The organism is Streptomyces sp. A01 (assembly GCF_059026195.1).
The window spans coordinates 1-26,812 of the sequence record NZ_JBWLKN010000007.1; the positions used below are offsets into that span (position 1 = coordinate 1).

Here is a 26,812-nt window from a genome sequence, read left to right on the forward strand (position 1 = left end):
GACCTCATCAGGGACGCGGGCTTCCAGCCCGTCGAGCGCAACACCCGCTACGAGATCATCCGCGAGTACGACGGCCCGGACCCGGCACGGCGCGAGGCGCCGCAGCCGATGCGGCTCTGAGCCGCGCGGTGCGGCCGGGTCCCTGAAGCCAGGGTCTCCGGCTCTCTCCCGCAGGCTCCCGCGCCCTTACGCTCCTTGCGGGCAGGCCCGGCGTCGGCTCCCGATCCCGGCGCGCCCAGGCGGCCCGGCACGGGACCGGCGCTGGTGTGGTTCGGGGGCGGGCGGGGTACCCGGCGTCGCATGGCGCGGAGCCGGAGTCAGCACAAGGAGCACAGCCCCAGTCGGGGCCAGGGCGCCGCCGGCCCGGACGGCGGCGGCCGGAGTCGGCGCGGGGAAGCGCCCGAAGAGGCGTACACGGCGGCTCCCTTCGTCCCGGACCAGCCGGACCTCGCCGCGCTGCGCGCGGCCGCCGCCGGGTGCCGGGGCTGTCCACTGCACCAGAACGCGAGCCAGACGGTCTTCGGGGCCGGTGACGCCGACGCGCGGGTGGTGCTGCTCGGTGAGCAGCCGGGCGACCAGGAGGACCGCCAGGGCCAGCCGTTCGTCGGCCCGGCCGGCAAGCTGCTGACGCGGGCGCTCGCCGAAGCGGGCATCGACCCGGACGAGACGTACGTCACCAACGCGGTCAAGCACTTCAAGTTCGAGTAGACCGCCGAGCGCGGGAAGCGCCGCATCCACAAGCCGCCGAACCTGCGGGAGATGGGCGCCTGCAGGCCCTGGCTGGCCGCCGAGCTGGAGCTGATCGACCCCGAGCTGATCGTGGCGCTGGGCGCGACGGCGGGCAAGGCGCTGCTCGGCCCCTCGTTCCGGGTGACCCAGCAGCGCGGCACGCTGCTGCCCTGTCCCTCACTGGACGGCTTCGAGATGGGGGGCGACTGCCTGCTGGCGACCATCCACCCCTCCGCCGTGCTGCGCGCCACGGACCGGGACGCGGTGTACGAGGGTCTGGTCGCGGATCTGCGGGTGGCGGCGGACGCGCTGAGCTGACGTCGCGCCCGGCCTCCGCCCTGCCTCGCCCGGCCTCCGCCCTGCCTCCGCCCTGCCGTATATCGATGGCCGGACGCCCCTGGTCACGACGGCGCGGTAATGCTTAATATCGCTCTGTGACTATTACTTTCGTGCGAGACCCGGAGCTCACCCCTGCCCTTGAGGATGAGGTGCTGCGGCTGTGGGTCGATGTCAGTAACGCCGGAGGCGCCGTCGGCTTCGTGCCCCCGGTCAGCGCCGAGACCGTCCGCCCCGTCGCCGCCGCGCAGGCCGAGTCCGTACGGGGAGGCGCGCTGCGGATGCTCGCCGCGTACGAGGACGGCCGCCTCATCGGCACCGTCTACCTCCAGCTGAACCGGCACCGTCTGATGCTGCACTGGGCGACGCTGGTCACCGTCATGATCGATCCCGCCCTCCAGGGCGGCGGCCGGGGCAAGGCGATGCTGCGCGAGGCCGTCGACATGGCGCGCGACGCCGGTTTCGCTTCGCTGCGGCTCGGAGTGCGCGGCGGCACCGGAGTCGATGCCTTCTACGCGACCTGCGGCTTCAAGGAGGTCGGACGCGTCCCCGAGTCGATCAAGGTTGCCGACGGCGACTACCGCGACGACATCACGATGTGGCTGAGCCTGAGCTGACGTACGGCACGCCGGGGAGACCCGCCATCGTCCGCCGGGCGGAGGCCCCTCCAGTTGCGCTTATCCGGCGTGATTCACTAGATGGGCAGACAAGCCACATTCGAGCATCCGGCAGAAATCGCAGCACCTCCCGGGAGAAAGAAGACCAGCCGTGTCTCTCAAGTCGAGCGCCACGCTCCGCTACACCGCCATGCGCCTGGGCATCTTCGTTGGCTGTTTCCTGGTCCTGTGGGGCCTGTCCCATGTCGGGATCGTGCCCTCCGGGCTCGGCGACTCCAACGTGTTCTGGGTGCTGCTGCTGTCGATCGTCGTGTCGGCGCCGCTCAGCTTCGTCCTCCTGCGCAAGCAGCGCGACGACATGTCGGAGCAGCTTGTCGTCAAGGTGGACCGCGTGAAGGAGCGGCTGGTCGCCAACCAGACCCAGGAAGACGGAGTGTAAGGCGCCTCACACCCGCCGCGCGCTCCGCGCAGGACCATCCCGCACCCCATCCCGGGCTTTCCGCCCGGCGGTGGGGTGTTGGCGTTTTCGGGCACCTGGCAGGATCGGCGCGGGATCGGCCGAGGGCCCGGAGTGACCAAAGATCTGCTTTGGGTTCCTCAAAGTTAAAGTGTTAACGTGTTCGACATGTTGACCCCAGCCGCGCAGCGATCCCTCACGAGCGTCCCGCTCGTGGCGCGCCTGTATGTCGACCTTTGCCGCTGTCTGTCCGCGGCCTGTCGCCGCCTCTGAACGTGCGCACAGCGGCCGGAGACCCCGTCCCGACGGACTCTCGGCGCGCCCCATCTCCACTGCCCTGAACTGCCCTGACCTGGCATTCGTCTGTCCCCGGAGTGTGTCCGTTGTCGTCCCCACGTCTCTCCTTCCCGCGCGCGCTGAAGGTCCCCTTCTGGGCGCAGATCCTGCTGGGCCTCGTGCTCGGCGCCCTTCTCGGCTGGGTCGCCCGCAGTGGTGACGTCGGCTGGCTGATCACCACCCTGGACAAGATCGGTTCGATCTTCGTCCAGCTGCTGAAGCTCGCGGTCGCCCCACTGGTCTTCTTCGCGATTCTGGTGTCGATCACCAATCTGCGGAAGGTCAACAACGCCGCGCGGCTGGCCACGCACACCCTGCTCTGGTTCATGATCACTTCGCTGATCGCGGTGGCCATCGGCCTCACCATCGGCCTGCTCACCAACCCGGGCGCGGGCACGGGGCTCACCCCCGCTGACGGCGCGAAGCCCGAATACAAGGGCTCCTGGCTGGACTTCCTCACCGGCATCGTGCCGGAGAACGTGATCACCCCGTTCACTGACCTCCAGGTCCTCCAGATCGTCTTCATGGCGTCCGTCGCCGGTGTCGCCGCGCTCAAGCTCGGCGACAAGGCCGAACCGATCCTGACCCTCAGCCAGGCCATTCTCGAACTGCTGCAAAAGGCCCTGTGGTGGGTCATCAAGCTCGCGCCGCTCGGCACGCTGGGCCTGATCGGCACCGCGATCGTCGACTACGGCTGGGACCTGCTCGGCAAGTACGCGACCTTCACCGCCGACATCTACGTCGGCTGCGCCCTGGTCCTCTTCGGCGTCTACCCGCTGCTGCTCGCCACCGTCGCCAAGGTCAACCCGGTGCACTTCTACCGGGGCGCCTGGCCCGCGATCCAGCTGGCGTTCGTCTCCCGGTCCTCCGTGGGCACCATGCCGCTGACGCAGAAGGTCACCGAACGCCTCGGTGTGCCCAAGGAGTACGCGTCCTTCGCCGTGCCCTTCGGCTCGACGACGAAGATGGACGGCTGCGCCTCGATCTACCCGGCCATCGCGGCGATCTTCATCGCCCAGATCTTCGACATGCACCTCGGAGTCGGCGACTACCTGCTGATCGCCTTCGTCTCGGTGATCGGCTCCGCCGCCACGGCCGGCCTCACCGGCGCGACCGTGATGCTCACGCTGACCCTCTCCACGCTGGGCCTGCCGCTTGAGGGCGTCGGCCTGCTGATGGCCATCGACCCGATCGTGGACATGATGCGCACCGCCACCAACGTGGCCGGTCAGGCGCTGGTCCCCGTCCTGGTCTCGGCCCGGGAGAAGATCCTGGACCACAAGGCGTACACCAGCGCCTCCGCCTCACCGCTTGAGGACGAGCCCGCCGAGAGCGCGCTCCCTGTGGCGGCGTAAGGCGCGGACGCCCCGCTTGGACGGTGCCCCGGTCACAGCCGTGACCGGGGCACCGTCATGACTGGGGCACCGCCGGGTCTATGGACACATCCGGATGTAGGGATGCCTCCGGGAACAGGTGTGCCCTGGACGATCCGATGTGTCGCTGGACGATCCGATGTGCGCTGGACGGGGTGGCGTAGGGCATGGCGGTATGCGGCGCGGGCAAGCGCATCGGCCCTACGCCGCCGATCAGTTCTCGTCAGTCCCGAGGACCGGGGATGATGCCGGGGTGGGGAACGTAGTCTTACTAATCGGTAAGTTTTGCTTTCGGAGGGGCGTTGCGCATGGGTGGCGGTAAAAGCAAGCGGATGCCGCGTGCGGTGCGGGAGCAGCAGATGCTCGACGCGGCCGTGCGGACGTTCGCACGGCGCGGTTACCGGGCCGCCTCCATGGACGACATCGCCGAACTGGCCGGGGTGTCGAAGCCGCTGGTCTACCTGTATCTGAACTCGAAGGAAGACCTGTTCAGCGCCTGCATCCGGCGGGAGGCCGAAGCGCTGGTGAAGGCCGTAAGGGCGGCGGTCGAGCGGGACGTGCCCGCCGACCGGCAGCTGTGGAGCGGACTGCGCGGCTTCTTCGAGTACACCTCGGCGAACCCGGACGGCTGGGCCGTGCTGCACAGCCAGGCCCGTACCCACGGCGAGCCGTTCGCCCTTGAGGTCGCCGTCATGCGGGCGGAACTCGTCAGCTTCGTCGAGCAGCTCATAGCCGCGGCCTCCGAGGAAGCCAACTGCGACTCGGAGTTCGCCGACCGCGAGGTGGCGGGGCTGGCGTACGCACTCGTCGGGGCGGCCGAGTCGATGGCCGAATGGGCGGGCACCGCGGACGGCCCCTCAGCCAAGGAGGCTGCCGCGACGCTGATGAACTTCGCCTGGGCGGGCCTGGGCAACCTGATGCGGGACGAACGGTGGTCACCGGGCGGGTGAGGCGGGCTCGCCGGGGGCGGGCGGGGAAGCCTCGCTCGTCTGGGCGCGGTGGTGGCTAAGAAGCCCGGCCCTCTTGGGCGGGCGGGGGCCTGTTCCGGTGTGCGCGGGCGCGGGGCGCCTCGGTGGAGGCGCCCCGCCCGTTCCTCGGACTCGGCACGAGGTGGCTGCGAGTGTCGCGGCATGCGTGCGGTGACCGGATATCACGGATTGCGTGCGGGTGTGGTGTCGTAGTTGTGCAGCCGGTTGCCGTCGGGGCCGTAGACATTGAGCACATAGCCCCGGTCCAGGCGAACTCCCTCCCCAGCCAGGAAGGACGCCAGGTGGGTGGCGAAGTCGTCGAAGGACACGTAGCCGTTCTTCTTACGGGTCCATACAGTCAGAAGGCCGACGCTGCCTGGTGCGGTGGTGGTCAGGCCGGGGTGACGGACGCCGGGGTGACCGCCCGCGCACGCTCGTACAGGTCGCGGGCGGTGGGGTTCTTGAGGTGGGGTTTGATCGAGCGGAACATGGTGCGCATCCGTTCGTCGACCCGTCCGCTCTGCACGAGCGGATATTCGTCCAGGGCTTCGTTCCACGTAGAGCAAGCCGCTTCGAGATGGCCGACTTTCAGTTGCAGTTCGGCGAGCGTGGCCCGCTCTTTCACCCGTGAGCGTCGGTAGATCGCGTAGCACAGCTTGTCGGATTCCTGCATGGCCTTCACGGCCCCGGGCACGTCGCCTAGTTCATGGCGGACGTGACTTACGTGGTAGTGGAGAGCGGCCGGATCGTATGACCCAAAGGTCCTTTCCCGGGACTCGGCCTTATCCATGGCCGCTTCCGCTTCCCGTAGATGGGTGAGGGCGCGGGTGCGGTCTCCGATTTGTGCGGCGGAGTGGGCTTGTTGTCCGGCGAGGAAGGCGCGCATGCGGGGGCTTGCTTGGGGTGATGCGGCGGCTGCGGCGTCGGCGAGGCGCATGGCGTCTTTTCCGTGTCCGAGGTCGACGGCTTGGACGCTCATTCCTCGTAGTGTTGTGCAGTAGGTGAGGTGGTCTTCTGATGCTCCGGCGAGTTCCAGGGCTTTGATGTAGTACTTCTGGGCCAGTCCGTGAATGCCTTCGTCCACGGCCATGTAGCCGGTGAGGTAGCAGAGGTCGGAGGCGGCCGACATCATTGCTTTGCGGACGGGTTGTGGGGCGTCGGCGCGTAGGTAGGGGGAGACGGTGTTGACGAGGAACGCGGCGGCCATGGGCCGGGCGTGACGTCCGCCGAATTGGTCGTCCAGTTCTGAGACGCGTTCGGTCATCGCGATGACCATGTCGACTTCCGGCATTCCGATGCGTGGTGTGCGGCCGCCCTGGACGGCTTCCATCCGGCCGACGACGTCGGGCCAGTTGGGGACGGTGAGGGCGACGGAGAAGAGTCCCGCACCGATGATGCTGCGCCGTGATGGGCTCATGTCCTGACTCCCGAGATCGATGAGCCCTTCCACGGTAGTGGGATGGGCGTTCGATTGGCCGGGAGGCCGGCTGGGGGGTGGGGGGAAGCCTGCTTCGGTGTGGGTGATCGGCCGGTGGAGTCTGCGGGCGAGTGCTTCCAGGATCAGCGGTCTGACGTCTGCTTTGGGCAGGTGTCCCTTCAGCCATTGGTGTGCGGAGGGGGCCTGGTAGCGCAGTGGGGTTCCGCGTTCGGTGCCGAGGCGGTTGACGCTCTGGACGAACTGGCGGAGTGTCCAGCCGGTCTCGCGGTGGAGCCGTTCGAGTCTGTTGTTGGGTTTCGGCGTGTTCACGGTCAACTCCTCGCGCTGGCAAGCCGCTTAACGCGCTTAACTCCTTTTACCGCCGCCACCGTACCGCTGTGTGTAGCCGCGCGGTTGCCTAGAGCGAAGAGGCGGGTTGCCCGGCGCGTAGCGCGGCGAGCGTTGCCGTGCAGACGCGCCCGTACGCAAGGTCCCCCACGACCGCGCGACCGGTCCGGGGGCGTGGACCACCTGAAAGAGGCGGCAGTCATGGCCGAGGCTATGGGGAAGTGGACCGATCCGGGGCCCGGTGCGCGGCGCGCCACAGGACCGGGCGCCAGGCGCGCGCGGCTGTTGCCGTGGCCGACGCCCGAGGGAGAGCCGTGCTACTTGGAGCCTTCCCGCGCGGATGGGCCGGTGGCGCGGCTGGCCGACGACATGGAAGCCGTGCAGCTCACCATGGGTGCGCAGACGTTGGGGTACGTCCGTGCCGTGCTGGCTGACTCTGATCCCGCCGCCCACGTCCTGCGGTACGTCTGCGCGCGGCTGTCGGAGTGCCTTGCTGACGCGCTGCGGGTCGCCGAGAGCAGGGGCGCCCGGCTGGCCGCGCCGGACGGGGCGCGCCATGAGCCGTAGCGTCGTGGGTTTCGTGCGGCACACCATCCGGCAGGCTTCCGAGGGGGCCGTGGCGTTCGAGGCGTTCTGCATGACCGTGGGCTGCCGTGCGGAGTCCGGCGGGCGGGAGCGGCAGGAGGACGCCCAGGACTGGTGCCTGCGGCACACCGGGCGTCATCCGGGGCATGACCTGTTCCAGCGGGTGGTTACCGACTACGCGCGCGTGCTGCGCGAAGAGCAGGGCTCCGCCGCCTCGGTTACGGGCTGAGGGTTTGGTGCCGGAGTGCCCGAGTGTCGGGGCCCCAGCGCATTTCGCCGCCGTGGCCAGCGTGCGGGAACTCGGCGGTGAAGGCTCCGGCGCTGCCGAATCCCAAGGGTGCGCCCAGCGCGTCCCCCACGGCGGACCCGACAACTGCCCCGACTGCGCGCTGTAGGCGATCCACCCGGCCAGCGTAGCCCTCGTGGTCACGGGCATCGCGCCGTCCATGGACGCTGGCGGTCGATCAGCGGATCGACAACCAGATGATGGCGGAGAGCGGCGCGATGAGAGCGAGTCGTCCGAGGAGCGCGAACTGGTGACTGCCTGACAGCGCCCGCATGGCGGGAAAACAGTACGCGAAGCCGCAAAAGACCGCACTTATGACCGTTGTGGCGCTTATCAAGAACACAGGGGCGAAACTGAGCTTGTCCGTCGAGAGGCTGACGCCGAACATGCCCGCCAAGGCGACCAGCAGGAAGTACCCGAATGCTTTCAGCACTTGTAGGTACAAGTAGCCGTAGGACAGGACGGTCGCGACCCACAGCGGTATGCCGAGGAGGTATGCCCCCGTGTCGCCGCTAGGTGAAGCTCATCCTCACAACGGGCGGACCTCCCCCACGAGGTGGACGCGGGAGGGGTTCTTGCCGTCGCGTAGTTCGAAGACGCCGTCTCGGGCCCGGTAGGTGACGGTGCCGGGCAGTAGCACCGGCTTGTGGAACTCGGCCCGGACGCGGATCTGTTCCTGGGCCGGGTCGACGGCCTCGGCGACGCAGCGGGCGAAGGTCCACATGCCGTGGGCGATGGCGCGGGGGAAGCCGAGGGGTTTGGCTGTGAGGCGGGAGAGGTGGATGGGGTTGTAGTCGCCTGAGACGGCGGCATGTCGGCGGCCCAGGTCGGCGGGGAGCCGCCACTCGGCAAGTGTCGGCAGCACGGTCGGTGGATTGAGGTGGGAGGTGGGCGGTGCGGGGCGTTCGGCGGCGGGCGTTCGGAGCGGCGTTCGGTGGCGGGCCAGGTAGGTACTGCGGTCGCGCCACAGCGTTGCCTCGTCTCGCCGGACCTCCGTGACGACGGTGACCTCCGTGCCCCGGCGGTGCGGCGTCAGCCCTTCCGCGTAGACCCGGATCTCGTGGCTGTCGTCGGGGCGCGGCGGCGCGTACTGGGTGATCTCGATGGCGGTGTGCACAAGGCCGAGGAGCGGCAGCGGGAAGGACCGTTCGCTCATCAGCCGGGCCGCCAGGGGGAAGCCGAGGACGTGCGGATAGGTGAGGGGGAGGGTGTCCGGGGGCCGGGTGGGGGTGGTCTGGCGAGGCGCCGTGGTGGGGCCGTTCGGTGAGGTGAAGCCGCACAGTCGCGCGTATGAGGCGAGCCGGTCGGGGCGTACGCGTAGCGAGGGCAGGACCAGAGTCGTGCCGGGCAGCCGGGAGCGGGAGTCCGGGCGTTTGCCGAGGCCCGCCAGCGCGCCCTTGGCGAGGGCGGGCATCAGGCGGGGTGGCTGGGTCAGGCGCCGCGTACTCATCACGCCCCCAGCAGGCTCTGGCCGCAGACGCGCACGACCTGGCCGTTGACCCCGCCGGAGGCGGGCTGGGCGAGCCAGGCGGTGGTTTCGGCGACGTCGGCCGGCAGCCCGCCCTGGGCCAGCGAGTTCATGCGGCGCCCGGCCTCCCGGATGAACAGCGGGACGGCGGCGGTCATCGTGGTCTCGATGAAGCCTGGCGCTACGGCGTTGATCGTGATGCCGTGCTCGGCGGCGGCCCGGGGCGCGAGCGCGCGGACGAAGCCGATGATCCCGGCCTTGCTCGCCGCGTAGTTGGTCTGCCCGGTGTTGCCCGCGATGCCGCTGATCGAGGCGGTGGCGATGACGCGGCCGGTGCCGCGGCGCAGCACCCCGGCGGCGAGCAGGTGGTCCGTGGTGCGCAGCACGCTCGACAGGTTGACGTCGAGCACCGAACTCCAGCGGTCCGCCGCCATGTTGACGAGTTTGCGGTCCCTGGTGATGCCCGCGTTGTGAATGAGGATGTCGAGGGAGCCGGCGTTGTCGGTGTCGCTGGGATCGTCGGGATTGGTGTCGGGGTCGTTCATGGGGTGTCGGACGGACTCGGCCAGGGCTGCGGCGATGCGGGCGCCCGCATCGGGCGCGGTGATGTCGAGGGGGAGCGCGGTGCCGCCGAGCCGGAGGGCGACGCGTTCCAGGTCGGCCTGGGCGGAGGACACGTCGAGGCAGACGACGCACGCGCCGTCCCTGGCCAGGGTCTCGGCGACGGCCTCGCCGATGCCGCGTGCGGCGCCGGTGACCAGGGCGGTGCGGCCGGTGAGCGGCCGGTCCCAGGCGTCGGCGGCGAGCGGTGCCTGGTCCGTCGCCCGGACGCTGATGACCTGGCCGCTGACGTACGCGGACTTGGGGGAGAGCAGGAAGCGGAGGGTGGACTCGGCGGCGGGTGCGGCGTCCGCCGTCAGCCGTACGAGCTGGACCGTGCGGCCCTTGCCGATCTCCTTGCCCAGCGAGCGGACGAACCCCTCCAGGGCCTGCTGCGCGGCTGCCTGGTGGTGGTCGGCGGCGTCCGGCTCGGCGCCGAGCACGATGACGCGCCCGCTGGCCGCGAGGGTCCGTACGACGGGGTGCAGCGCGGCGTGCACCTCGCTCAGCGCGTCCGGGCTGTCGATGCCGGTCGCGTCGACGACGGCTGCGGCGGGGGGTGGGCCGGGCACGGCCGGGGTGGTGGCCGCATCAGTGGCGTCGGTGGCGGTGGCGGTGGCGGGGCGCGGGTCGGTGCGTACGGGGAGGCCTGTCCGGCTCAGAACCTCGGCGATGGCGTTGCCGTGCGCGGACTTGCCCGCCGTCAGCAGCAGTACGGGGCCTTCGAGCGCGGGACGCTCCGGGGACCAACGGCGCAGGGGCTCGGGCTGTGGCAGCCCGAGACGGCGGGTGAGGAAACGGCCGGGCCGGGAGCCGGTGAAATGAAGGTAGCGGTCAGGCATTGGCCAACTCCTCAAACTCGCGTACTTTACCTGCAAGTAAGGTTACTGTTGGGTCAGGAGCTGGTCGAGGATGAGCCCCAAGAAACCTCAGCCCCTCAGCGGACCGAGGCCACGCGTCCGGTGGCCCCCGCCCCCTGCGGAACGGATGGCCGGACCGGTGACCGGTTCCGCGAGTGGGATCGTGACCGGTTCGGTGAGCGGTTCCGTGCGTGGATCGGCAGCCGGGCCGGGTATCGGACGGACGGCCGGGCCGGTGATCGGGCGGGTGGCGGGACCACCTGCCGCGTCGCCGTTCTCGGTGACAGCCGCGTCTCCCACGGCCGCTGTTCCGGCGGATCGCTGAACCGCGCGAACCGCTCACCCCACCCCGTGAGCCGCGCGCCCCACGCGTAACCCGCGCGACCCGAGCAGCCTGCGAACCCGAGCAGCCCGAGCAGCCCGAGCAGCCCGCGTACCCCGCGTAAGAGCAGCAAGCCGAGCCACCCGCGTAACCCGAGCCAGCACAGCCAGCACAGCCAGCCGAGCACCCACGTAAGCCGAGTAAGCCGAGCAACCCGAGCAAGCCGAGTAAGCCGAGCAACCCTCGTCAGTCTGAGTGATCGTGGCGCGTGCCGTAGGCCCCCCGAGCGGCGCGCCGTCCAGCGTCCTCGCGTGTCGCCCGCTGACCGTTGCTCGCCGTCGGTCTCGTGCCGACGACGCCGTTCGACGAAGGAGCCGCTCGTGTCCCAGCCTCGCCCCCAGCCGCAAGCGGACAGGCCCGCGCCTGGCCCCACCCAGCGATCCCAATCGACCCTCAGAGTTCAGCCGTCCCCAGCCGTCTCAGCTGCCCCAGCGACCTCTGCCACCTCGGCCGCCAAGCCCGCGCTGCCCGTGCTTGTCGAGCCGGAGAAGAACGTTGTCGCCGGGACCGTACGCCAAGCAGCTGTGCGGGCCTTCGCGCCGGACGTGACGCGGGGGTCGCTCGGTGACATCCCCTTCGACAACGCCGTCGAGGCGCCCTCCGACGCCGTGCTCAGCCGTAAGCAGCCGGACGGGAGCTGGCGGGATGTGACGGCCGCCGAGTTCGCCGCGGCCGTGCTCGCCGTCGCCAAGGGGCTCATCGCGCACGGTCTGCGCCCCGGCGACCGGCTCGCGATCATGTCGCGTACGACCTATGAGTGGACGCTGCTCGACTTCGCCGCCTGGGCGGCCGGGCTGATCACCGTCCCCCTTTACCCGACCTCCTCCGCCCTCCAGGCCCGCTGGATTCTGCAGGACTCGGGTGCCATGGCGTGCGCGGTGGAGGGTGTGGAGCAGGCCCGGCTGGTCAGCGGCGAGCGCGGCGAACTGCCGCGCCTCGCCCATCTGTGGCAGATCGACGCGGGGGCCATCGGGCAGATCACCTCGGCGGGGCGCGCGATCCCCGACGAGGAAGTGACGCGGCGCCGCGGCGGACGCGGGCCCGCTGACATCGCCACCCTCGTCTACACCTCGGGCACCACCGGCCGCCCCAAGGGCTGCGTCCTGACCCATGCGAACTTCTTCGCCGAGGTGGACAACGGGATCGAGCTGCTGCACCCCGTCTTCCGGGCCTACAGCACCGAACCCGCCTCCACGCTGCTGTTCCTCCCGCTGTCCCACGTCTTCGGGCGGATGATCGCGGTCGGCTGCATGCGCGCACGCGTACGGCTCGGCCACGCGCCCAGCATCCAGACCGAGGAACTGCTCGCCGACCTCGCCGGGTTCAAGCCGACCTTCCTGCTGGCCATCCCGTATGTGCTGGAAAAGGTGTACAACACGGGGCGGGCGACCGCCGAGAAGATGGGCCGCGCCGCCTCCTTCGACCGCGCCGCGCGCATCGCCCAGCGGTACGGTACGGCCGCTGAGGTTGGTACGGGCCGGGGCCCGAAGCTCGGGCTGCACGCCGCCCGCGCGCTGTACGACGTGCTGGTCTACCGGCGCATCAGGGCCGCCCTCGGCGGCAAGGTGCGGCACGTCATCTGCGGCGGCTCACCACTCGGGCACCGGCTCGCCGCCTTCTACACCGGGGCGGGCGTGCAGATCTACGAGGGGTACGGGCTCACGGAGACGACCGCGGCCGCCACCGTCACCCCGCCGCTCAAGCCGCGCATCGGGACGGTCGGTTGGCCGCTGCCGGGCAGCGCGGTGCGGATCGCCGACGACGGGGAGGTCCTGCTGAGCGGCGGGCAGGTCTTCTCCGGCTACTGGGACGGGGAGAGCGGCACCGTCGTCCCCGCGCACGCCGGGGAGTGGTTCCCCACCGGTGACATCGGGGCGCTCGACGCGGAGGGCTATCTCTCCATCACCGGCCGCAAGAAGGAACTCATCGTCACCTCCGGCGGCAAGAACGTCGCCCCCGCGCCGCTTGAGGACCGGCTGCGGGCCCACGCGCTCGTCGGCCAGTGCATGGTGGTCGGCGACAACCGCTCGTACATCACCGCCCTGATCACCCTGGAGCCGGACGGGCTCGCGCACTGGCGGCAGATGAACAAGAAGCAGGACGTGCCGATCCGGGAGCTGGTGCGGGACGAGCAGCTGCTCGCCGAGTTGCAGCACGCCGTCGACGACGCCAACAAGCTGGTCTCGCAGGCGGAGTCGATCCGGCGGTTCCGGGTGCTGCCGGTCGACTTCACGGAGGAGTCGGGCCATCTCACCCCGTCGATGAAGCTCCGGCGTGCCGCGGTGACGCGGGACTTCGCCGCGGAGATCGAGGAGCTGTACAAGCGGGACAAACGGGGATGAGTGGGGGTGGGTGGGGGCGAGTGAGGATGAGAGGGGACGAGCGGGCGGGCCGTCGTCCCCCGGTAGTCGTCCCCCGGAATTCGTCCCCCGGTAGTCGTCCCCGGTAGTCGTCCTCCGGTAGGGGAGCGACCGGGCGCCGGACGGTGACGGTCAGGGCGACCGGTCCGTCCGGTGCCCGGTCTCCCACCGGGTCTGCGGCTACTCGCAGTTGCCCTGGGTCGGCTCGCCGCCGAAGCGGTCGGCGAGCCAGTCCATCGCGGGAATGGCGCCCGCCGTCACCGACGTGATGTGCGCGAGGGGGTACGTCTTCCACTGCACCGTCGCGCCCGAGTCGCACCAGTCGGCGCGCAGCCGCTTGCCGACGCTGTACGGGATCAGCTCGTCGAGCGTCCCGTGGTAGAGGTACACGGGGTGGTCGGGGGCCTGGGCGCCGAGGCTGGACGCGCGGAGCCGCTGCTGCCAGTTTGGTTCGCCCAGCGGGTTCTTGACGGTGACGTCCGAGATCTTCCGGAAGAGCCCGGCGACGGTGTCCGCGGCCACGCAGTGCTTCTTCATGAAGTCCACGTAGAAGCGGCCCTTGGCGTTGAGGTAGGAGTCGAGCCGCAGTTCGGGGAAGGCGGCGTCCTGGCCGGTGGCCGCCATCAGGATGAGCCCGGCGCCGATGCCGCCGTCGTTGAAGTCGGCGACCTTGAGCAGATCGGCGGGCACGCCGCCGGTGGCCGTCCCCTTCACCTTCAGCTCGGGGGCGTACGAGGCGTGCAGTTCGGCCGCCGCGCTGGTGGCCTGCCCGCCCTGGGAGTAGCCCATGATGCCGACGGGGGAGTCCGCCGACAGGCCTGTGCCCGGCAGCCGTTGCGCCGCGCGCGCCGCGTCGAGGACGGCGTGCCCCGCGGCCTTCGCGACGGTGTACGTGTGGTCGCCGGGGGTGCCGAGGCCCTCGTAGTCGGTGACGGCGACGGCCCAGCCGCGCTGTACGGCCAGGTTGATGAGGTTGGCCTCGACGGTGGTGCCGCGCGGGAACCCGGCGGAGGGCGCGCAGTGGTCACCGAGACCGACGGTTCCGACGGCGTAGGTGACCAGCGGGCGCGGCCCGGGGCGGTGGTCCTGGGGGACGATGACGGTCCCGGAGACGACGCTGGGCTTGCCCTGTGCGGTGGTCGAGCGGTACTCGACGTGCCAGGACTTGGTGTTCGTCGGCTGGCCGGGCAGCGGGTGGAACGAGGTCGGTGCCGAGCGGATCACATCGCCGGGTGCCCCCGCGGCCGTGGAAGCGTCCGTGACCGGTTGGGTCTTCTGCGCCGCCTGGGTCGCTGGTGGCGGCTCGGACGCGGGCCGGGCCGCCTCGGCGGCGGCAGCAGACGCGCTGACGGGCAGCCCCGCCGACAGAACCAGCGCGGTCACGGCCGCCAGGCCGCTCACTCTGCCGCGGGCGCGCGGTATTCGGGTGTCCATACGGCTCTCTCCACTCTCACTCAGATGCGAGGTGCGAACGTTGCCGGGACCGTACTGACCGCTGAGTCACTAACGCGCTGACCGGGTAGCTCAGCTTCGCTGACTTCCGGCCTCACGCGTGGGGTTGCCGTCAGCGGCGGCCCCGGAGGGCTCAGCCGCCCCACGGCCCCCATGCTCCCTCGCCGGGGCGCACGCCAGCCGGTACGCGCCCGGGGTCGTGCCCGTCCAGCGCCGGAACGCCCGGTGGAACGCGGTGTCCTCGGAGAACCCGAGCCGTGCCGCCAGTTCCGCGATCGGTTCCCGGCCCTCCACGAGGCTGGTGATCGCCGCGTCCCTGCGGACCGAGTCCTTCAGCTCCTGGAACGATGTGCCCTCCACCTGGAGGCGCCGCCGGAGGGTGGCCGGGCTGACCGCGAGCCGGGCGGCGACCTCGGCCAGCCCGGCCATCCGCACGGTGGGCCCCTCACCACCGCCTCGCCGCGCGGCCTCACCCCCGCGCCGGGTGACGACGAGCGCCCGGCGCACCTGCTCGGAGACCGTCGTGTCGTACTCGCGGCGGCTCAGCAGATCCGCCGGCGCGCTGCGCAGCATGGCGTCCAGCGCGCGCTCGTCCTGGACGACCGGCGCCGCCAGCCAGCGCCGGTCGAACCCGGCCGCCGTGCGCGGCGCGGCGAAGCGCACGGGGCAGCCGAAGAGCGGGTCGTACTCGTCGGCGTACGGCGGGGCCGGATGGTGGAAGTCGGCCCACAGCAGGGGGATGCGGCGGCCGATGAGCCAGCTGCACAGCCGGTGCCAGATGACCACCACGCACTCGGCGAGGAAGGGGTCCTCGGCGTAGGCCGGCGGGTCGCCGCCGACGCTGAAGACCGTGCTGCCGCCGCTGGTGTCCACGGTGAGTTCGGGGGCGCCGGGGAAGAGCCCGTAGAAGCGGACGCCGCGCTCCAGCGCCGTGCCCAGGTCGCGGCAGCCCAGTGTGGCGTGGCACATCATCGCGAAGGTGCCGCGCCTGCTGGGGGTGGGGGCCAGCCCCAGGAACTCGTCGCCGGTGGCCCGGTGCAGCGCCCGGACCAGCTGGGCGAACTGCTCGGGGGTGACCTGGGCGCTGTCGTCGCCGAGCAGCAGCGGCGGTATGCGGGCCCGTTGGAGGAGTGGCACCGTGTCGATGCCGTGCCGTCGCGCACCGCGCAGCACCGCCCGCACGTAGTGCACGGTGATCGCCCGCCGCCTCATGGCCGTCTCCTCTCGGGGGAGTTGGCAGGGTAGTGCGGTTGAGCGCGAAGGTCAGCGCTGGTGACGTTTTCCGTCATGCCCGCCTGTCGCGGTCTGTACCTAGCGTCGTACGAGCGGTGTACGCAGCCACCAGGGAGGCGCGCTATGTCGAGCACAGCACGGCAACCCCACACGGACCCCCCGCCTGACCTGCCCCCAGGGGCGGCGGCGGAATCCCCGGGCCCGGACGAGCCGCCACCGCCGACGCTCGCCGTCATCACGGAGTGGGCCGCCGAGCAGTTCGGTGATCTTCCGGCGCTGCGCTTCAAGTCCCGGGAGCCTGCGGGGCCGGGCGGCGCGGCCGAGTGGACCGACGTGACGTACGAGGAGCTGCGCGACACCGTACGGAGCGTGGGGCGCGGGCTGATGGGCGGGCTCGGGGTGCGCCCCGGGGACCGGGTCGCGATCCTCGCCGAGACCCGGCCCGAGTGGACGTACGCCCAGTTCGCCGTCGCCGCGGCGGGTGCGGTCGTCGTGCCCGTCTATCCGTCGGCCGGTGACGAGGAACTGGCCTGGGTGCTGGGCGACTCCGGCGCGTCCGTGCTGATCTGCGAGGACCCGAAGCGGGCGGCCAGGGTCAGGACGCTGCTCGACAAGCTCGGCGACGAGGGCCTGCCCGATCTGCGGCATATCGTCCTGATGGCCGGCGCCACCGGCGACGAACTGGCGCTCACCGCGCTGCCCGACCCGGCCCCGCTCGGCGCGCTGCTCGCCCGTGGCCGGGCCCGCTCCGGCGACGATCTCGCCTCCATCGTCTACACATCGGGCACCACGGGCCCGCCCAAGGGCTGTCGGCTGACGCTCGGCAACTTCACCGCCGTACGCGAGGGCTCGCTGCACCTGCTCCCCGGCGGGCGCGACGACGTCACGTATCTCTATCTGCCGCTCGCCCATCTGCTCGCGCAGCTCATCGAGCTGAAGTCGGTCCATCAGGGCGGGGTGCTCTGCTACTTCGGCGGCCGGATCGAGGATGTGGTCAGCGAGCTGGCGGAGGTGCGGCCGACCCTGCTGCCGTCCGTGCCGAGGCTGTTCGAGAAGGTGCACGCCTCGGTGCTCTCCCTCGCCGACGCGCACGGCCCCGGTGGCCGCGAGCGCTTCGACGCGGCGGTGCGGACCGGGTTGGAGGTGGCGGAGCTGCGGGCCGCCGGGGGCGAGCCGACGGGCGAGCTGCTGACTCGCTGGGAGGCTGCGGACGAGTCCGTGTTCTCCCTGGTACGGGCCGTGTTCGGGGGGCGGCTGCGGTCGGCCACCACGGGCGCGGCCCCCATCGCGCCGCAGACGATGGACTTCCTGCGGGCCGCCGGAATCCAGGTCTTCGAGGGCTACGGAATGACCGAGTCGGGCGGGATCATCAGCCTCAACCACCCGGCCGGCGTGCGGTACGGGACCGTGGGGCGGCCGCTGACGGGCTGCGAGGTGCGGATAGCCGAGGACGGGGAGGTGCTGGCGCGCGGGCGCAACATCTTCCCCGGCTACCACGCCAACCCCACCGCCACCCGTGAGGCCCTGGACGCGGACGGCTGGCTGCACACCGGTGACTTGGGCTCGCTCGACGCCGACGGCTATCTCACGATCACCGGCCGCAAGAAGGACCTGATCATCACCTCAAGCGGGAAGAACCTGACGCCCTCGCTGGCCGAGTTCGCCGTGCAGCAGTCGCGGTGGGTCTCCCGCGCGGTGCTGATCGGCGACCGCCGCCCCTACCCGGTGGCGCTGATCACCCTGGACCTGGAGGAGATCACCGCCTGGGCGGGCCGGGAGGGGATCGCTCTCGGCGAACACCCGGCCCGGCACCCGGAGGTGCGGGCGCTGGTGCAGGAGGCGGTGGACACGGCCAACGCGTCACTGGCGCGCCCGGCCCGGATTCGCCGCTTCGCTCTCCTGGACGAGGATTTCTCCGTGGATTCCGGAGTACTCACCCCGACGTTGAAGGTCCGCCGACAAGCCATCGCCGAGCGCTACCGCGCCGAGATCGAGTCGCTGTACGCACGGAACCACCTGGCGGAGTAAGCCCGCCCGGCATAAGCCCGTGGAAAAGGCAGGAGCCCCGCTTCCCCTCGCCGAAACGAGGGGAGCAGGGCTCCTTGGGTGTTACACGTGGAATGAATACACGTCGACCGCGATAGTCGAACCGGAAAGATCCGAGGATCAGACCGGGGTGACGTTCTCCGCCTGCGGGCCCTTCGGACCCTGCGTGACGTCGAAGTTCACCTGCTGGTTCTCTTCCAGGGAGCGGAAGCCAGAGGCATTGATCGCGGAGTAGTGAACGAAGACATCCGGGCCGCCGCCGTCCTGGGCGATGAAGCCGAAGCCCTTTTCAGCGTTGAACCACTTGACGGTTCCGGTAGCCATAAGCCCTCCTTGGGCCAAAGGGTTGCCCTGCTCCAGAACCTGCAAGAAGTCTGAAAACTACAAAAGCCTGCGGCGTTACATGCTCCGCAGGCTCTGTACTGCAAGGGAAACCAAACTGCAACTTGCGGCGAGCCTAGCACGGTCGGCTCAGACGAGGAAAGAGCGGAAGATCACGAGCATGGGCGGTTTCTACGCGTCGTTGGAGGGCAAAGCGCGCACGTCAGATGCCTCGGTGGACCATCGGGGCGGAGCTGCCGCCACCCCCGGCGCTGCGGCCGCGCCCACCCGGGGCTAGCCTCCGGATGTGGACAATTCTACCCCTGTCGCCGCCACCGCCACCGGTCACCGCCGGAGTCGGCCGCGGGTCGGCCACATCCAGTTCCTCAACTGCGTACCCCTCTATTGGGGGCTCGCCCGGACCGGCGCCCTCCTCGATCTTGAGCTTTCCAAGGACACCCCCGAGAAGCTCAGTGAGCAGTTGATCCAGGGCGACCTCGACATCGCTCCCGTCACCCTCGTGGAGTTCCTGCGCAACGCCGACGACCTTGTGGCGCTGCCTGACATCGCTGTCGGCTGCGACGGCCCCGTCATGTCCTGCGTGATCGTCTCGCAGGTGCCGCTTGAGCAACTGCACAAGTCCCGGGTCGCCCTCGGCTCCACGTCGCGTACGTCCGTACGGCTGGCGCAGCTGATGCTCACCGAGCGCTACGGGGTCGAACCCGACTACTACACCTGCCCGCCCGACCTCGGGGTGATGATGCAGGAGGCCGACGCGGCTGTGCTGATCGGGGACGCCGCGCTGCGCGCCAACCTGCACTACGCGCCCAAACTCGGCCTGGCCGTGCACGACCTCGGGCAAATGTGGAAGGAGTGGACGGGGCTGCCGTTCGTCTTCGCCATCTGGGCCGCCAGGCGGGATTACCTGGAGCGCGAGCCGGAACTGGTGCGGAAGGTCCACGAGGCGTTCCTGGCCTCGCGCGACGTCTCGCTGGACGAGGTCGCGAAGGTCGCCGAGCAGGCGGCGCGCTGGGAGGCGTTCGACGCTTCGGTGCTGGAACGGTACTTCACCACCCTCGACTTCCGGCTGGGAGCGGACCAACTGGCCGGTATCGCCGAATTCGCCCGCCGTACCGGACCGACGACGGGCTACCCCGCCGACGTCAGGGTGGACCTGCTCACCAACGGCAGCGGCCCCGGCGCGGGCAGCGACTGAAGCGCCCACGGGCCCGCGAACCGGGGCGCGCACAGCGACGGAAGCGCTGACGCCGACGCGAACGCGGATGCCGACGCGAACGCGGATGCCTGCGTGCACGCCAGCGCCCACGCGAATCCCCACGCGAGTCCTTACGCGACTCCCCACGCGCATGCCGACGCGATTGCCCACACGCATGCCAACGGCCCCCGGGCGGCGGCACCGTGTCCGGCGGACTCCGGGGCCAGGCCCGCTGTCGCGGTCCGGTACCGCGTCTCCTGTATCTTGCGCTCGCGCGCGCCCGCCCACCTAAGCTGTCAGGCGCAGTCAAGGGGGAGGCAGCGCGATGTACCCGCTGGAACCGCAGGACCCTCGTTCCATCGGCGCGTACCGGCTGCTGCGGCGGCTGGGCGCGGGCGGAATGGGCCGGGTCTATCTGGGCCGCAGCGCGGGCGGCCGCACCGTCGCCGTGAAGGTCGTCCACCCGCACTTCGCGATGGACGAGCAGTTCCGGGCCCGCTTCCGGCGTGAGGTGGAGGCGGCGCGACGCGTGGGCGGCGGCTGGACGGCGCCGGTGCTCGACGCCGACCCCGAGGCCGCCGTGCCGTGGGTGGCCACCGGCTATGTGGCGGGCCCCTCGCTGAGCCAGGCCGTCGCCGAGCTGGGCGCGCTGCCTGAGCACTGCGTACGCGCCCTGGGCGCCGGTCTCGCCGAAGCGCTGGTCGCCGTGCACGGCCTCGGCCTCGTTCACCGCGACGTCAAGCCGTCGAACGTGCTGCTCGCCCTCGACGGCCCGCGCCTCATCGACTTCGGCATCACCCGCGCCGTCGACGGAACGGCCTCGCTGACCTCGACCGGCGTCTCCATCGGGTCGCCCGGCTACATGTCGCCCGAGCAGATCCTCGGCAAGGGCGTCAGCGGCCCCGCCGACGTCTTCTCGCTGGGCGCTGTGCTGGCGTACGCGGCGACCGGTGCGTCACCCTTCCCCGGCGACTCCTCCGCCTCGCTGCTCTACAAGGTGGTGCACGGGGAGCCCGAGCTGGGCCCGCGGCTCACCGGGGACCTGCGCGCGCTCGTCGCCGCCTGCCTCGCCAAGGAGGCGTCCGACCGGCCCAGCCCCGCGGAGATCGCCCACCGGCTCGCCCCGGACGAGGGCGCCGCCGGGCTCGTCCGTACGGGCTGGCTGCCCGCCCCGCTCGTGGAGGGCGCCAGCCGCCGCGCGGTGGAGCTCCTCGACCTGGACGCGGGCGTGACCGACCCGGACCCCGCCCCGGCCGCCGCCGGGGCCGTGGCGGCCGGTACGGGCGGCCCCGCCGTGGATCAGGTGCGGGGCGCCTTCGGGCCGCCGGACCCCTCGTACTCCCACTCCCCTGGCGCCGCAGCGGTCGCGTCCCCGCCACCGCGCCAGACGGCGGACAGCGCGGGCGCCGGCGTCGGCCCGGTCCCCGCGTACGCCGGGAGCGCCGGTGCGGAGGCGGGGGCGGGCTCGCCCACGGCGTCCGGTGCGACTGGTACGGCCGGGACGTCCGGGGCCGCCGGGACGCCCGGGAAGGGCGGCGGAGGGCGCCGGGTGGCGCTGACGGCCGCGCTGGGCGGGAAGAACCGGCCCGCGTGGCTGAGCTGTTCGCTGGTGCTCTCCGTCGCCGGTGCGCTGGCCGCCGCGACGACGGCGGTGTTCGTGTTCGAGCTGCTCCCGGGCGAGGGGGGCAAGGACAACGCGGCCGACGGCGGCAAGCACAGCCAGTCGCCCGCCCCGGACGGCTCCGATCCCGGCACCGGCCGCCCGGATGGCCCTGGGGCGGTGCCGCAGGCGTTCCTGGGCACCTGGACCGGCCCGGTCTACGCCAAGGGCAGGTACAACGGCGACTACTCCGTCACCGTCAGCCAGGGCCCGAAGGGCTCCCAGGTGGTCAAGGGCACCAGTGACGTCTTGGGGAGCAAGTGCTTCGCGAAGGGTGAGCTGATCTCGGTGACGGAGCAGAACAAGCGGCTGACGGTCACGGAGAGCACCGACACCTCGCGTGGGGCCGGGTCGCCGCTGTGCACCGGCGAGACGACGGAGGCCACGTACACGCTCGACAGGGGCAAGCTCGTCTACAAGTCCCACGACCAGGCGGGCGGCACCCCGGTGGCCAGACTCGTCAAGACCCCGAGCAACGGTTAGGCCGCGTCCGGCGGGTCGTGCTGGGGCGGCGGCCTTGTCCGTGTGCTGCGGGCTGCGGGTGTGTGGTGGTTGTCGCGCAGTTCCCCGCGCCCCTGGGGAGCGCGTCTCTGCGTTGGGCGAGGGCTGTTTCCTGATGGCCTGATGGCCTGATGGCCTGATGGCCTGATGGCCTGGGGAGGTCCATAACCCTGGGCCCCGTGAAACCCCCGGCCGGTCACCGCGAAACCCCGCCCGGTCACCGCCGAATCCGGCCCGGGGTCCCTCAAAACCAGCCCGTCCGGCGTTTGAGGACGAAAGCCCGTCCGGCGCTTGAGGACACGCGACCTGGCCACGGCCCCACCCCGCCCGGTCCACCCCGGCAGCCCAGCCGCGCCAATGTCAGCCCGTCCGGCGATTGAGGACAACAACCCGTCCGGCGCTTGAGGACACGAGGCACGAAGCCCGTCAAATCCAGCCCGTCCGGCGTTTGAGGACAGAAGGGGGCACAGGGGTGGCCCCCGCAGGGGGAAGTCCCGGACCCGGCCGAGCGCGACCGCTTCACACCCCTGGCGTACGCTGGCTCGGTCCGCTAAAACCCCTCCGGAAGGGACGCCCCGGTGACGGAGAACGCCGAACTGCAGTCCGTCCTCGACCGCGCTGCCGAGGGCGGCCGGATCACGCCGGAGGAGGCGCTGGACCTGTACCGGTCGGCGCCCCTGCACGCGCTGGGCGCTGCCGCCGACGCCGCGCGCCGCCGGCGCTACGCGGGCACCGAGCACATCGCGACGTACATCATCGAGCGGAACATCAACTACACGAACGTCTGCGTGACGGCGTGCAAGTTCTGCGCTTTCTACGCCCCGCCCAAGGCCACGGACCGGACCTGGACCCGTGACCTCGACGACATCCTGCGCCGCTGCGCCGAGACCGTACAACTCGGTGGTACGCAGATCATGTTCCAGGGCGGTCACCACCCGGACTTCGGTGTCGAGTACTACGAGAAGCACTTCTCGGCGATCAAGGCGGCGTACCCGCAGCTGGTGATCCACTCGCTGGGCGCCTCGGAGATCGAGCACATGTCCCGGATCTCCGGCGTCAGCGCCGAGGAGGCCATCCGCCGGATTCACGCGGCCGGGCTCGACTCGTTCGCGGGTGCGGGCGCCGAGCTGCTGCCCGCCCGGCCGCGTAAGGCGATCGCGCCGCTCAAGGAGTCCGGTGAGCGGTGGCTGGAGATCATGGAGATCGCGCACGGGCTCGGCGTCGAGTCCACCTCCACGATGCTGATGGGCACCGGCGAGACCAACGCGGAGCGGATCGAGCACATCCGGATGATCCGCGACGTGCAGGACCGTACGGGCGGCTTCCGCGCCTTCATCCCGTACACCTACCAGCCCGAGAACAACCACCTGAAGGGCCAGACGCAGGCCACCCTCTTCGAGTACCTGCGCATGATCGCCATCGCGCGGCTCTTCCTCGACAACGTGGCCCACATCCAGGGCTCGTGGCTGACCACGGGCAAGGAGGCGGGCCAGCTGTCGCTGCACTACGGTGCCGACGACCTGGGCTCGATCATGCTGGAGGAGAACGTGGTCTCCTCGGCCGGTGCCAAGCACCGCTCGAACCGCATGGAGATCATCGACCTGATCCGCAAGGCGGACCGCGTCCCGGCGCAGCGCGCGACCACGTACGAGCACCTGCTCGTGCACGATGACCCGGCCGACGATCCGGTGGACGACAAGGCGGTCTCGCACTTCTCCTCGACGGCGATCGAGGGCGGCACGGCCCATCCCGAGCTCAAGCTCATCGACGCCGGCTGATCCGGCCCGGAGTGCTGACGATCCACGGGGCCGAACTGCTGCTGCCCGGTCCGGGCGCTGAACCGCTCGCTGACGGGGCGGTCGTTGTCGACGGCGCCCGCATAGCGTCCTTCGGCCCGTACGAGGAGATGGCCGCCGAGCACCCGGGCGCGCGGGCGCGGCGCTGGCCCGGGCTGCTCACGCCCGGGTTGCTGAACACGCACGCGGTGGCGCTGCTGGAGACCGCGTACCACCCCGACCCGCGCGAGGCGGACCGGCTGGGCACAGAACCGGTCGACGACGCGGCGGAGGTCGCCGCGCTCGGCATGACCGACACCCGCTGGGGCGAGTCCGCCCGGCGCGGTGCCCAGCGGATGCTGCGGCACGGAACGACGGCGGTGACGGGGCCGTTCGAGCGGCCCGTCGTGCGCACGGCCGTGGCGCGGGCGGGGCTCGTCGTCATCGCCCGCCGGGTGTCACCGCCCGCCCAGCGGCCCTCGCTCGACCCGCTGCACGGGCTGCCGGAGGGCACCTCGCCGGAAAGCGCGTTCATGGGCGCGCTCGCGCCGGGCGAGCGCGCGGACTTCGCCGTCTTCGACGTGCCGACGCTGCCGGAGGCCGACGCGCTGAGCGCGCTGGGCGGACGTGGCGCGGCGAGCTGCGTGGCGACGGTCATGGACGGCAGGCTGGTCTACCGGCGCCGCTGAGCCCCGTCCGGCGCCGCCGCCGGGCCCGGCCTGGCGGCGGGGACGCCGACGGCCCGGGCGCGCTCGCCCGGGTCACGGGCCGCGCGGCGCAGCCCGCGCATCCGGAGCACCAGCTCCATCTCGAACTGGACGTCCGCGTCCTGGAGCCGGTCCCCGAACAGCTCGTCCAGCTGCCGCAGCCGGTACCGCACCGTCTGCGGGTGGACGCCGAGCCGGATCGCCACCTCGTTGGCGTTGTGCCCGCACTGGAGCCAGCACAGCAGCGTCTCGGCGAGCCGGTCCCGGTGCGGGGCCCGTATCCGGCCGAACGGCGCCAGATGGCGGTCGGCCAGGGCGTCGGCCATGGGCTCGTCGCGGAAAAGCAGCAGGGTCGTGAGGTGGTCGGCGCAGCGCACGGTGCCCTTGCCGGGCAGCAGGCCCCGTCGGCTCAGCGCCAGGGCGGCGGACGCCCACTGCCGGGAGCGCGCGCCGTCGGTCAGGGCGACGGTGGGGCCGACGACGGCGTGCCGGCCGCCGAGCACCTGCTCGACGACCCGCGCCCGCCCGGGGCCGTCAGGGTCGGGCACCACGATGCGGCCGGGCCGCTGGTCGAAGCGGGTCAGGAACTCCGGTGACGTGATGGGGTGGGCGTCCGCGGGCTCTTTCGGCGCGTGGTCGACCAGCACGACGGCGAGCTGCTTGGGCAGCGACCACTGGGCGGCGTGCGCGAGGTCGCTGATCGCCTCGTACGAGGCGGACGGGGTGGCGGTCAGCATGTCCAGCAGGCGGGCCCGCCGCCGCTGGAGTTCGCCCACGGCGTGCAGCCGTGCCTCGGTGTGCCCGGACACGGCGGCCGCGGCGATCTCGTCGAGGTGGACCAGGACGGCCTCGCCCAGGACGGCGAGCGCGCAGCGGGGCAGCGTCTCGGCGTCGGCCAGCCGGTTGATGCCCTGCCATGCGACCCGTGCGCCCAGCCGCAAAGCGAGGTGGAACGCGTCGAGGCTGCGGCCCTCGTCGGCCTCACCCCGGCCGATGGCGTGGTACGTCGCCGCGATCGACTCCTGGCTGCCGCTGCCTTCGGGGCGCGTCATCCGGTCGAGGAAGAGCGACAGGGCCTGCTTGACGCCCTTGTGCAGGGTGCGCATGTACGTGTCGTCGGCGGGGCGGGAGTACTCGGGGACGCTCGACTGGATGGCGTGGACGACGTCGACGGTGATGGTGTCGAGGAACGGCCGCAGGTGACCGGCCAGTTCGGGAGGACAGGCGCTGAACGGTTCGCGGGTCAGTAACGCGGAATCACTCACCACGGCGGTTGCTCTCTCCGTACGGGGAAAGGGGCGGGGTTCTCCAAACTGCCGGTAACGTACCGGCCGGTCCAGCAAGTTACTCGTGCGTTAACCACGGTTTTCGGGACGGCTCCTTATCAATGAGTGACAAGGAGCCGTCCCGTCGACCGCCCTCACTTAACAGTTGTCGGGTGCCTCCTTGCCCGCGAAGCGGTCACCGAGCCAGGACACGACGTCCGGCACCGCCTGCTGGTCGGTCAGCAGGTGCTCGCCCGGGTAGATCTTCCACGTGGTCGAGATCCGCGCGTCGCAGTACGCCTGACGCGTCGCGTCCTCGGTGCTCGGCGGTATCACCTCGTCGAACAGCGGCCGGTACTGGAAGACGGGGAAGGCGATCTCGTGGCGTGCCCCCGACCCGGCGGGCCCCACCCCCACGCCCAGCTTCTGCGCGTCGAGCACCTCGCCCCAGCTCCTGCCGTCCGTGCCGCGCAGCGCGTACAGCTGGTCGAGGGTGAGCTTGTCGGTCGTGAAGTTCTCGATCCTCGCGCCGAGGAACTGGGTGACCGTGCCGGCGAGGCAGAGGGACTTGGCCTTCCGGACCGCCTCCTTGCCGTCCTCGCTGAGGAGGGAGTCGAAGGGCAGCCGGGGGTGGCCCGCGGCCAGGCCGATGGCCGCGTCAGCGAGGAACCCGGCGAACGCGCCCCCGTTGAGCGCCTTCGCGACGGTCTTCAGGTCACCGGGCACGCCGCCGGAGGCGTCGCCCACGATGTCGAGCTCCGGCGCGTAGGAACCCGCCAGCTGCGCGGCCCACAGGCTCGCCGAGCCGCCCTCCGAGTAGCCCCACAGCCCGACCTTCGTGCGGCTGCCCAGGCCGCTGCCCGGCAGCCGGGGCGCCGCGCGCGCGATGTCGAGCAGTGCGTGCCCGGCGTCGGTGCCCGAGACGTACGGGTGGGTCTGGCCGTCGAGGTAGCCGACGCCGTCGGTGGCGGCGACCGCGTAACCGGCCTTCAGCATGGCGGCGATGTTCTCGCCCTCGTACGCGTCCTGGTAGGCACCGGCGAGCTGCTTGGAGAACGCGCACTGCGGGCCGAGCCCGAGGGTGCCCGGGTTGAAGGCCACGACCGGACGGCTGCCCGGCTTCTCCCAGCGCGCGGTGGGAACGGCGACCGTCCCCGACACCGCGATCGGCTTCCCCGCGTTGTCCCGCGAGCTGTACTGCACCTTCCACGCCTTCATGGCGATCCCGCCCGGCACATGCGGCAGCGTGACCTCCCGGCACGAGATCACGCTGCCGGGCGTCGCGGGGGCGGTCGCGGGCGGGGTGTAGATCGCGGCGTCGGACGCGTCGCAGCCGGTCGCTGAGCGGTCCTGCTGTTCCGCGGTGGGCCGGCCGTGGGAGCCGGGCTGGGCCGAGGCGGGTTCGGCGGCGCCCGCGCTGAGGGCGGGCCCGCTCAGCCCGCTGGTGACCAGGGCGGCCACGACGATCGCACCGGCGCGCCGGGTCCGGCGCCACCCGAGCGCTCGACGCGCTC

General features: G+C 71.4%; 22 protein-coding genes and 3 pseudogenes. 14 read left to right on the forward strand and 11 right to left on the reverse strand.

Annotated elements, in window-relative coordinates:
* The 6 genes and pseudogenes from AC5P1B_RS11060 to AC5P1B_RS11085 form a co-directional block, all read left to right on the forward strand.
* Positions 1 to 120: pseudogene (locus tag AC5P1B_RS11060) on the forward strand (aminofutalosine synthase MqnE); the annotation flags it as partial.
* Between the two features lie 273 nt (positions 121 to 393).
* Positions 394 to 1,047: pseudogene (locus AC5P1B_RS11065) on the forward strand (UdgX family uracil-DNA binding protein); the annotation flags it as partial.
* A gap of 116 nt (positions 1,048 to 1,163) precedes the next feature.
* Positions 1,164 to 1,682 (forward strand): GNAT family N-acetyltransferase, encoded by a 519-nt coding sequence (locus AC5P1B_RS11070; RefSeq protein ID WP_493886633.1) that lies wholly within the window; start codon positions 1,164 to 1,166, stop codon positions 1,680 to 1,682.
* A 151-nt stretch (positions 1,683 to 1,833) separates the two neighbouring features.
* Entirely contained in the window at positions 1,834 to 2,121 is a 288-nt protein-coding gene (locus tag AC5P1B_RS11075) for a DUF4229 domain-containing protein (protein WP_493886634.1), read from the forward strand.
* A 392-nt stretch (positions 2,122 to 2,513) separates the two neighbouring features.
* Positions 2,514 to 3,830 (forward strand): dicarboxylate/amino acid:cation symporter, encoded by a 1,317-nt coding sequence (locus tag AC5P1B_RS11080; protein WP_493886635.1) that lies wholly within the window; start codon positions 2,514 to 2,516, stop codon positions 3,828 to 3,830.
* A 326-nt stretch (positions 3,831 to 4,156) separates the two neighbouring features.
* Complete coding sequence (locus AC5P1B_RS11085; protein WP_493886636.1) at positions 4,157 to 4,798, forward strand: TetR/AcrR family transcriptional regulator; 642 nt, start codon at positions 4,157 to 4,159, stop codon at positions 4,796 to 4,798.
* Between the two features lie 200 nt (positions 4,799 to 4,998).
* Here AC5P1B_RS11085 and AC5P1B_RS11090 read toward each other — a convergent pair whose 3' ends face one another.
* Both AC5P1B_RS11090 and AC5P1B_RS11095 read right to left on the reverse strand, forming a co-directional pair.
* Complete coding sequence (locus tag AC5P1B_RS11090; protein ID WP_493886637.1) at positions 4,999 to 5,145, reverse strand: hypothetical protein; 147 nt, start codon at positions 5,143 to 5,145, stop codon at positions 4,999 to 5,001.
* A gap of 62 nt (positions 5,146 to 5,207) precedes the next feature.
* Positions 5,208 to 6,563, reverse strand: coding sequence for an NsdA family TPR-like regulatory protein (locus AC5P1B_RS11095; RefSeq protein WP_493886638.1), 1,356 nt, complete (start codon positions 6,561 to 6,563; stop codon positions 5,208 to 5,210).
* A gap of 339 nt (positions 6,564 to 6,902) precedes the next feature.
* Here AC5P1B_RS11095 and AC5P1B_RS11100 point away from each other — a divergent pair, with 339 nt between their 5' ends.
* Both AC5P1B_RS11100 and AC5P1B_RS11105 read left to right on the forward strand, forming a co-directional pair.
* The gene (locus tag AC5P1B_RS11100; RefSeq protein ID WP_493886639.1) at positions 6,903 to 7,148 is read left to right on the forward strand and encodes a hypothetical protein; all 246 of its coding nucleotides are present in this window, start codon (positions 6,903 to 6,905) and stop codon (positions 7,146 to 7,148) included.
* Positions 7,138 to 7,395, forward strand: a complete 258-nt coding sequence (locus tag AC5P1B_RS11105; RefSeq protein WP_493886640.1) for a DUF7848 domain-containing protein — start codon at positions 7,138 to 7,140, stop codon at positions 7,393 to 7,395. Before AC5P1B_RS11100 ends, AC5P1B_RS11105 begins: the two co-directional genes overlap by 11 nt.
* A gap of 31 nt (positions 7,396 to 7,426) precedes the next feature.
* On the opposite strand, the pseudogene AC5P1B_RS11110 reads toward AC5P1B_RS11105, so the two are convergent.
* From AC5P1B_RS11110 to AC5P1B_RS11125, 4 genes and pseudogenes are all read right to left on the reverse strand, one after another.
* A pseudogene (locus tag AC5P1B_RS11110) lies at positions 7,427 to 7,570 on the reverse strand (ADP-ribosylglycohydrolase family protein); the annotation flags it as partial.
* Between the two features lie 60 nt (positions 7,571 to 7,630).
* A complete protein-coding gene (locus tag AC5P1B_RS11115) occupies positions 7,631 to 7,885 on the reverse strand; it encodes a hypothetical protein (RefSeq protein WP_493886641.1) in 255 nt (84 codons plus the stop codon).
* A gap of 96 nt (positions 7,886 to 7,981) precedes the next feature.
* Positions 7,982 to 8,902, reverse strand: coding sequence for a MaoC family dehydratase (locus tag AC5P1B_RS11120; protein ID WP_493886642.1), 921 nt, complete (start codon positions 8,900 to 8,902; stop codon positions 7,982 to 7,984).
* Positions 8,902 to 10,362, reverse strand: coding sequence for a 3-oxoacyl-ACP reductase (locus AC5P1B_RS11125; protein ID WP_493886643.1), 1,461 nt, complete (start codon positions 10,360 to 10,362; stop codon positions 8,902 to 8,904). Before AC5P1B_RS11125 ends, AC5P1B_RS11120 begins: the two co-directional genes overlap by 1 nt.
* A gap of 864 nt (positions 10,363 to 11,226) precedes the next feature.
* On the opposite strand from AC5P1B_RS11125, the gene AC5P1B_RS11130 reads away from it, so the two are divergent.
* Positions 11,227 to 13,104, forward strand: coding sequence for an AMP-dependent synthetase/ligase (locus AC5P1B_RS11130; RefSeq protein WP_493886990.1), 1,878 nt, complete (start codon positions 11,227 to 11,229; stop codon positions 13,102 to 13,104).
* Between the two features lie 198 nt (positions 13,105 to 13,302).
* Here AC5P1B_RS11130 and AC5P1B_RS11135 read toward each other — a convergent pair whose 3' ends face one another.
* Both AC5P1B_RS11135 and AC5P1B_RS11140 read right to left on the reverse strand, forming a co-directional pair.
* Positions 13,303 to 14,556: a lipase family protein gene (locus AC5P1B_RS11135; protein WP_493886644.1), complete on the reverse strand. Its 1,254-nt coding sequence runs from the start codon at positions 14,554 to 14,556 to the stop codon at positions 13,303 to 13,305.
* 90 nt (positions 14,557 to 14,646) lie between these two features.
* Positions 14,647 to 15,786, reverse strand: coding sequence for an AraC family transcriptional regulator (locus tag AC5P1B_RS11140; RefSeq protein ID WP_493886645.1), 1,140 nt, complete (start codon positions 15,784 to 15,786; stop codon positions 14,647 to 14,649).
* A gap of 144 nt (positions 15,787 to 15,930) precedes the next feature.
* On the opposite strand from AC5P1B_RS11140, the gene AC5P1B_RS11145 reads away from it, so the two are divergent.
* Positions 15,931 to 17,835, forward strand: a complete 1,905-nt coding sequence (locus AC5P1B_RS11145; RefSeq protein WP_493886647.1) for an AMP-dependent synthetase/ligase — start codon at positions 15,931 to 15,933, stop codon at positions 17,833 to 17,835.
* A 138-nt stretch (positions 17,836 to 17,973) separates the two neighbouring features.
* Here AC5P1B_RS11145 and AC5P1B_RS11150 read toward each other — a convergent pair whose 3' ends face one another.
* A complete protein-coding gene (locus AC5P1B_RS11150; RefSeq protein WP_003984261.1) occupies positions 17,974 to 18,177 on the reverse strand; it encodes a cold-shock protein in 204 nt (67 codons plus the stop codon).
* Positions 18,178 to 18,481: 304 nt separating this feature from the next.
* Between AC5P1B_RS11150 and AC5P1B_RS11155 the strand changes: the two genes are divergently transcribed.
* The 4 genes from AC5P1B_RS11155 to AC5P1B_RS11170 all read left to right on the forward strand — a co-directional run bounded on the left by AC5P1B_RS11155 (position 18,482) and on the right by AC5P1B_RS11170 (position 24,015).
* A complete protein-coding gene (locus AC5P1B_RS11155) occupies positions 18,482 to 19,390 on the forward strand; it encodes a menaquinone biosynthetic enzyme MqnA/MqnD family protein (protein WP_493886649.1) in 909 nt (302 codons plus the stop codon).
* Between the two features lie 325 nt (positions 19,391 to 19,715).
* The gene (locus AC5P1B_RS11160) at positions 19,716 to 21,533 is read left to right on the forward strand and encodes a serine/threonine-protein kinase (protein WP_493886650.1); all 1,818 of its coding nucleotides are present in this window, start codon (positions 19,716 to 19,718) and stop codon (positions 21,531 to 21,533) included.
* 596 nt (positions 21,534 to 22,129) lie between these two features.
* On the forward strand, positions 22,130 to 23,329 hold the full coding sequence (mqnC, locus tag AC5P1B_RS11165) for a cyclic dehypoxanthinyl futalosine synthase (RefSeq protein WP_493886651.1): 1,200 nt from the start codon (positions 22,130 to 22,132) through the stop codon (positions 23,327 to 23,329).
* A gap of 11 nt (positions 23,330 to 23,340) precedes the next feature.
* Entirely contained in the window at positions 23,341 to 24,015 is a 675-nt protein-coding gene (locus tag AC5P1B_RS11170; RefSeq protein WP_493886652.1) for an amidohydrolase family protein, read from the forward strand.
* Here AC5P1B_RS11170 and AC5P1B_RS11175 read toward each other — a convergent pair.
* Together AC5P1B_RS11175 and AC5P1B_RS11180 are read right to left on the reverse strand one after the other, a co-directional pair.
* On the reverse strand, positions 24,000 to 25,298 hold the full coding sequence (locus AC5P1B_RS11175) for a PucR family transcriptional regulator (RefSeq protein WP_493886653.1): 1,299 nt from the start codon (positions 25,296 to 25,298) through the stop codon (positions 24,000 to 24,002). The two genes, AC5P1B_RS11170 and AC5P1B_RS11175, sit on opposite strands and share 16 nt — an antisense overlap.
* 159 nt (positions 25,299 to 25,457) lie before the next feature.
* The gene (locus AC5P1B_RS11180; protein ID WP_493886992.1) at positions 25,458 to 26,735 is read right to left on the reverse strand and encodes a lipase family protein; all 1,278 of its coding nucleotides are present in this window, start codon (positions 26,733 to 26,735) and stop codon (positions 25,458 to 25,460) included.
* Between the last annotated feature and the right edge of the window lie 77 nt (positions 26,736 to 26,812).

Excerpts from the sequence above, each read along its gene's own strand:
- AC5P1B_RS11085 (WP_493886636.1), top strand. The coding sequence starts at position 4,157 with ATGGGTGGCGGTAAAAGCAAGCGGATGCCGCGTGCGGTGCGGGAGCAG.
- AC5P1B_RS11105 (WP_493886640.1), top strand. The coding sequence starts at position 7,138 with ATGAGCCGTAGCGTCGTGGGTTTCGTGCGGCACACCATCCGGCAGGCT.
- AC5P1B_RS11120 (WP_493886642.1), bottom strand. The coding sequence starts at position 8,902 with ATGAGTACGCGGCGCCTGACCCAGCCACCCCGCCTGATGCCCGCCCTC.
- AC5P1B_RS11125 (WP_493886643.1), bottom strand. The coding sequence starts at position 10,362 with ATGCCTGACCGCTACCTTCATTTCACCGGCTCCCGGCCCGGCCGTTTC.
- AC5P1B_RS11135 (WP_493886644.1), bottom strand. The coding sequence starts at position 14,556 with ATGGACACCCGAATACCGCGCGCCCGCGGCAGAGTGAGCGGCCTGGCG.
- AC5P1B_RS11140 (WP_493886645.1), bottom strand. The coding sequence starts at position 15,786 with ATGAGGCGGCGGGCGATCACCGTGCACTACGTGCGGGCGGTGCTGCGC.
- AC5P1B_RS11145 (WP_493886647.1), top strand. The coding sequence starts at position 15,931 with ATGTCGAGCACAGCACGGCAACCCCACACGGACCCCCCGCCTGACCTG.
- AC5P1B_RS11150 (WP_003984261.1), bottom strand. The coding sequence starts at position 18,177 with ATGGCTACCGGAACCGTCAAGTGGTTCAACGCTGAAAAGGGCTTCGGC.
- AC5P1B_RS11160 (WP_493886650.1), top strand. The coding sequence starts at position 19,716 with ATGTACCCGCTGGAACCGCAGGACCCTCGTTCCATCGGCGCGTACCGG.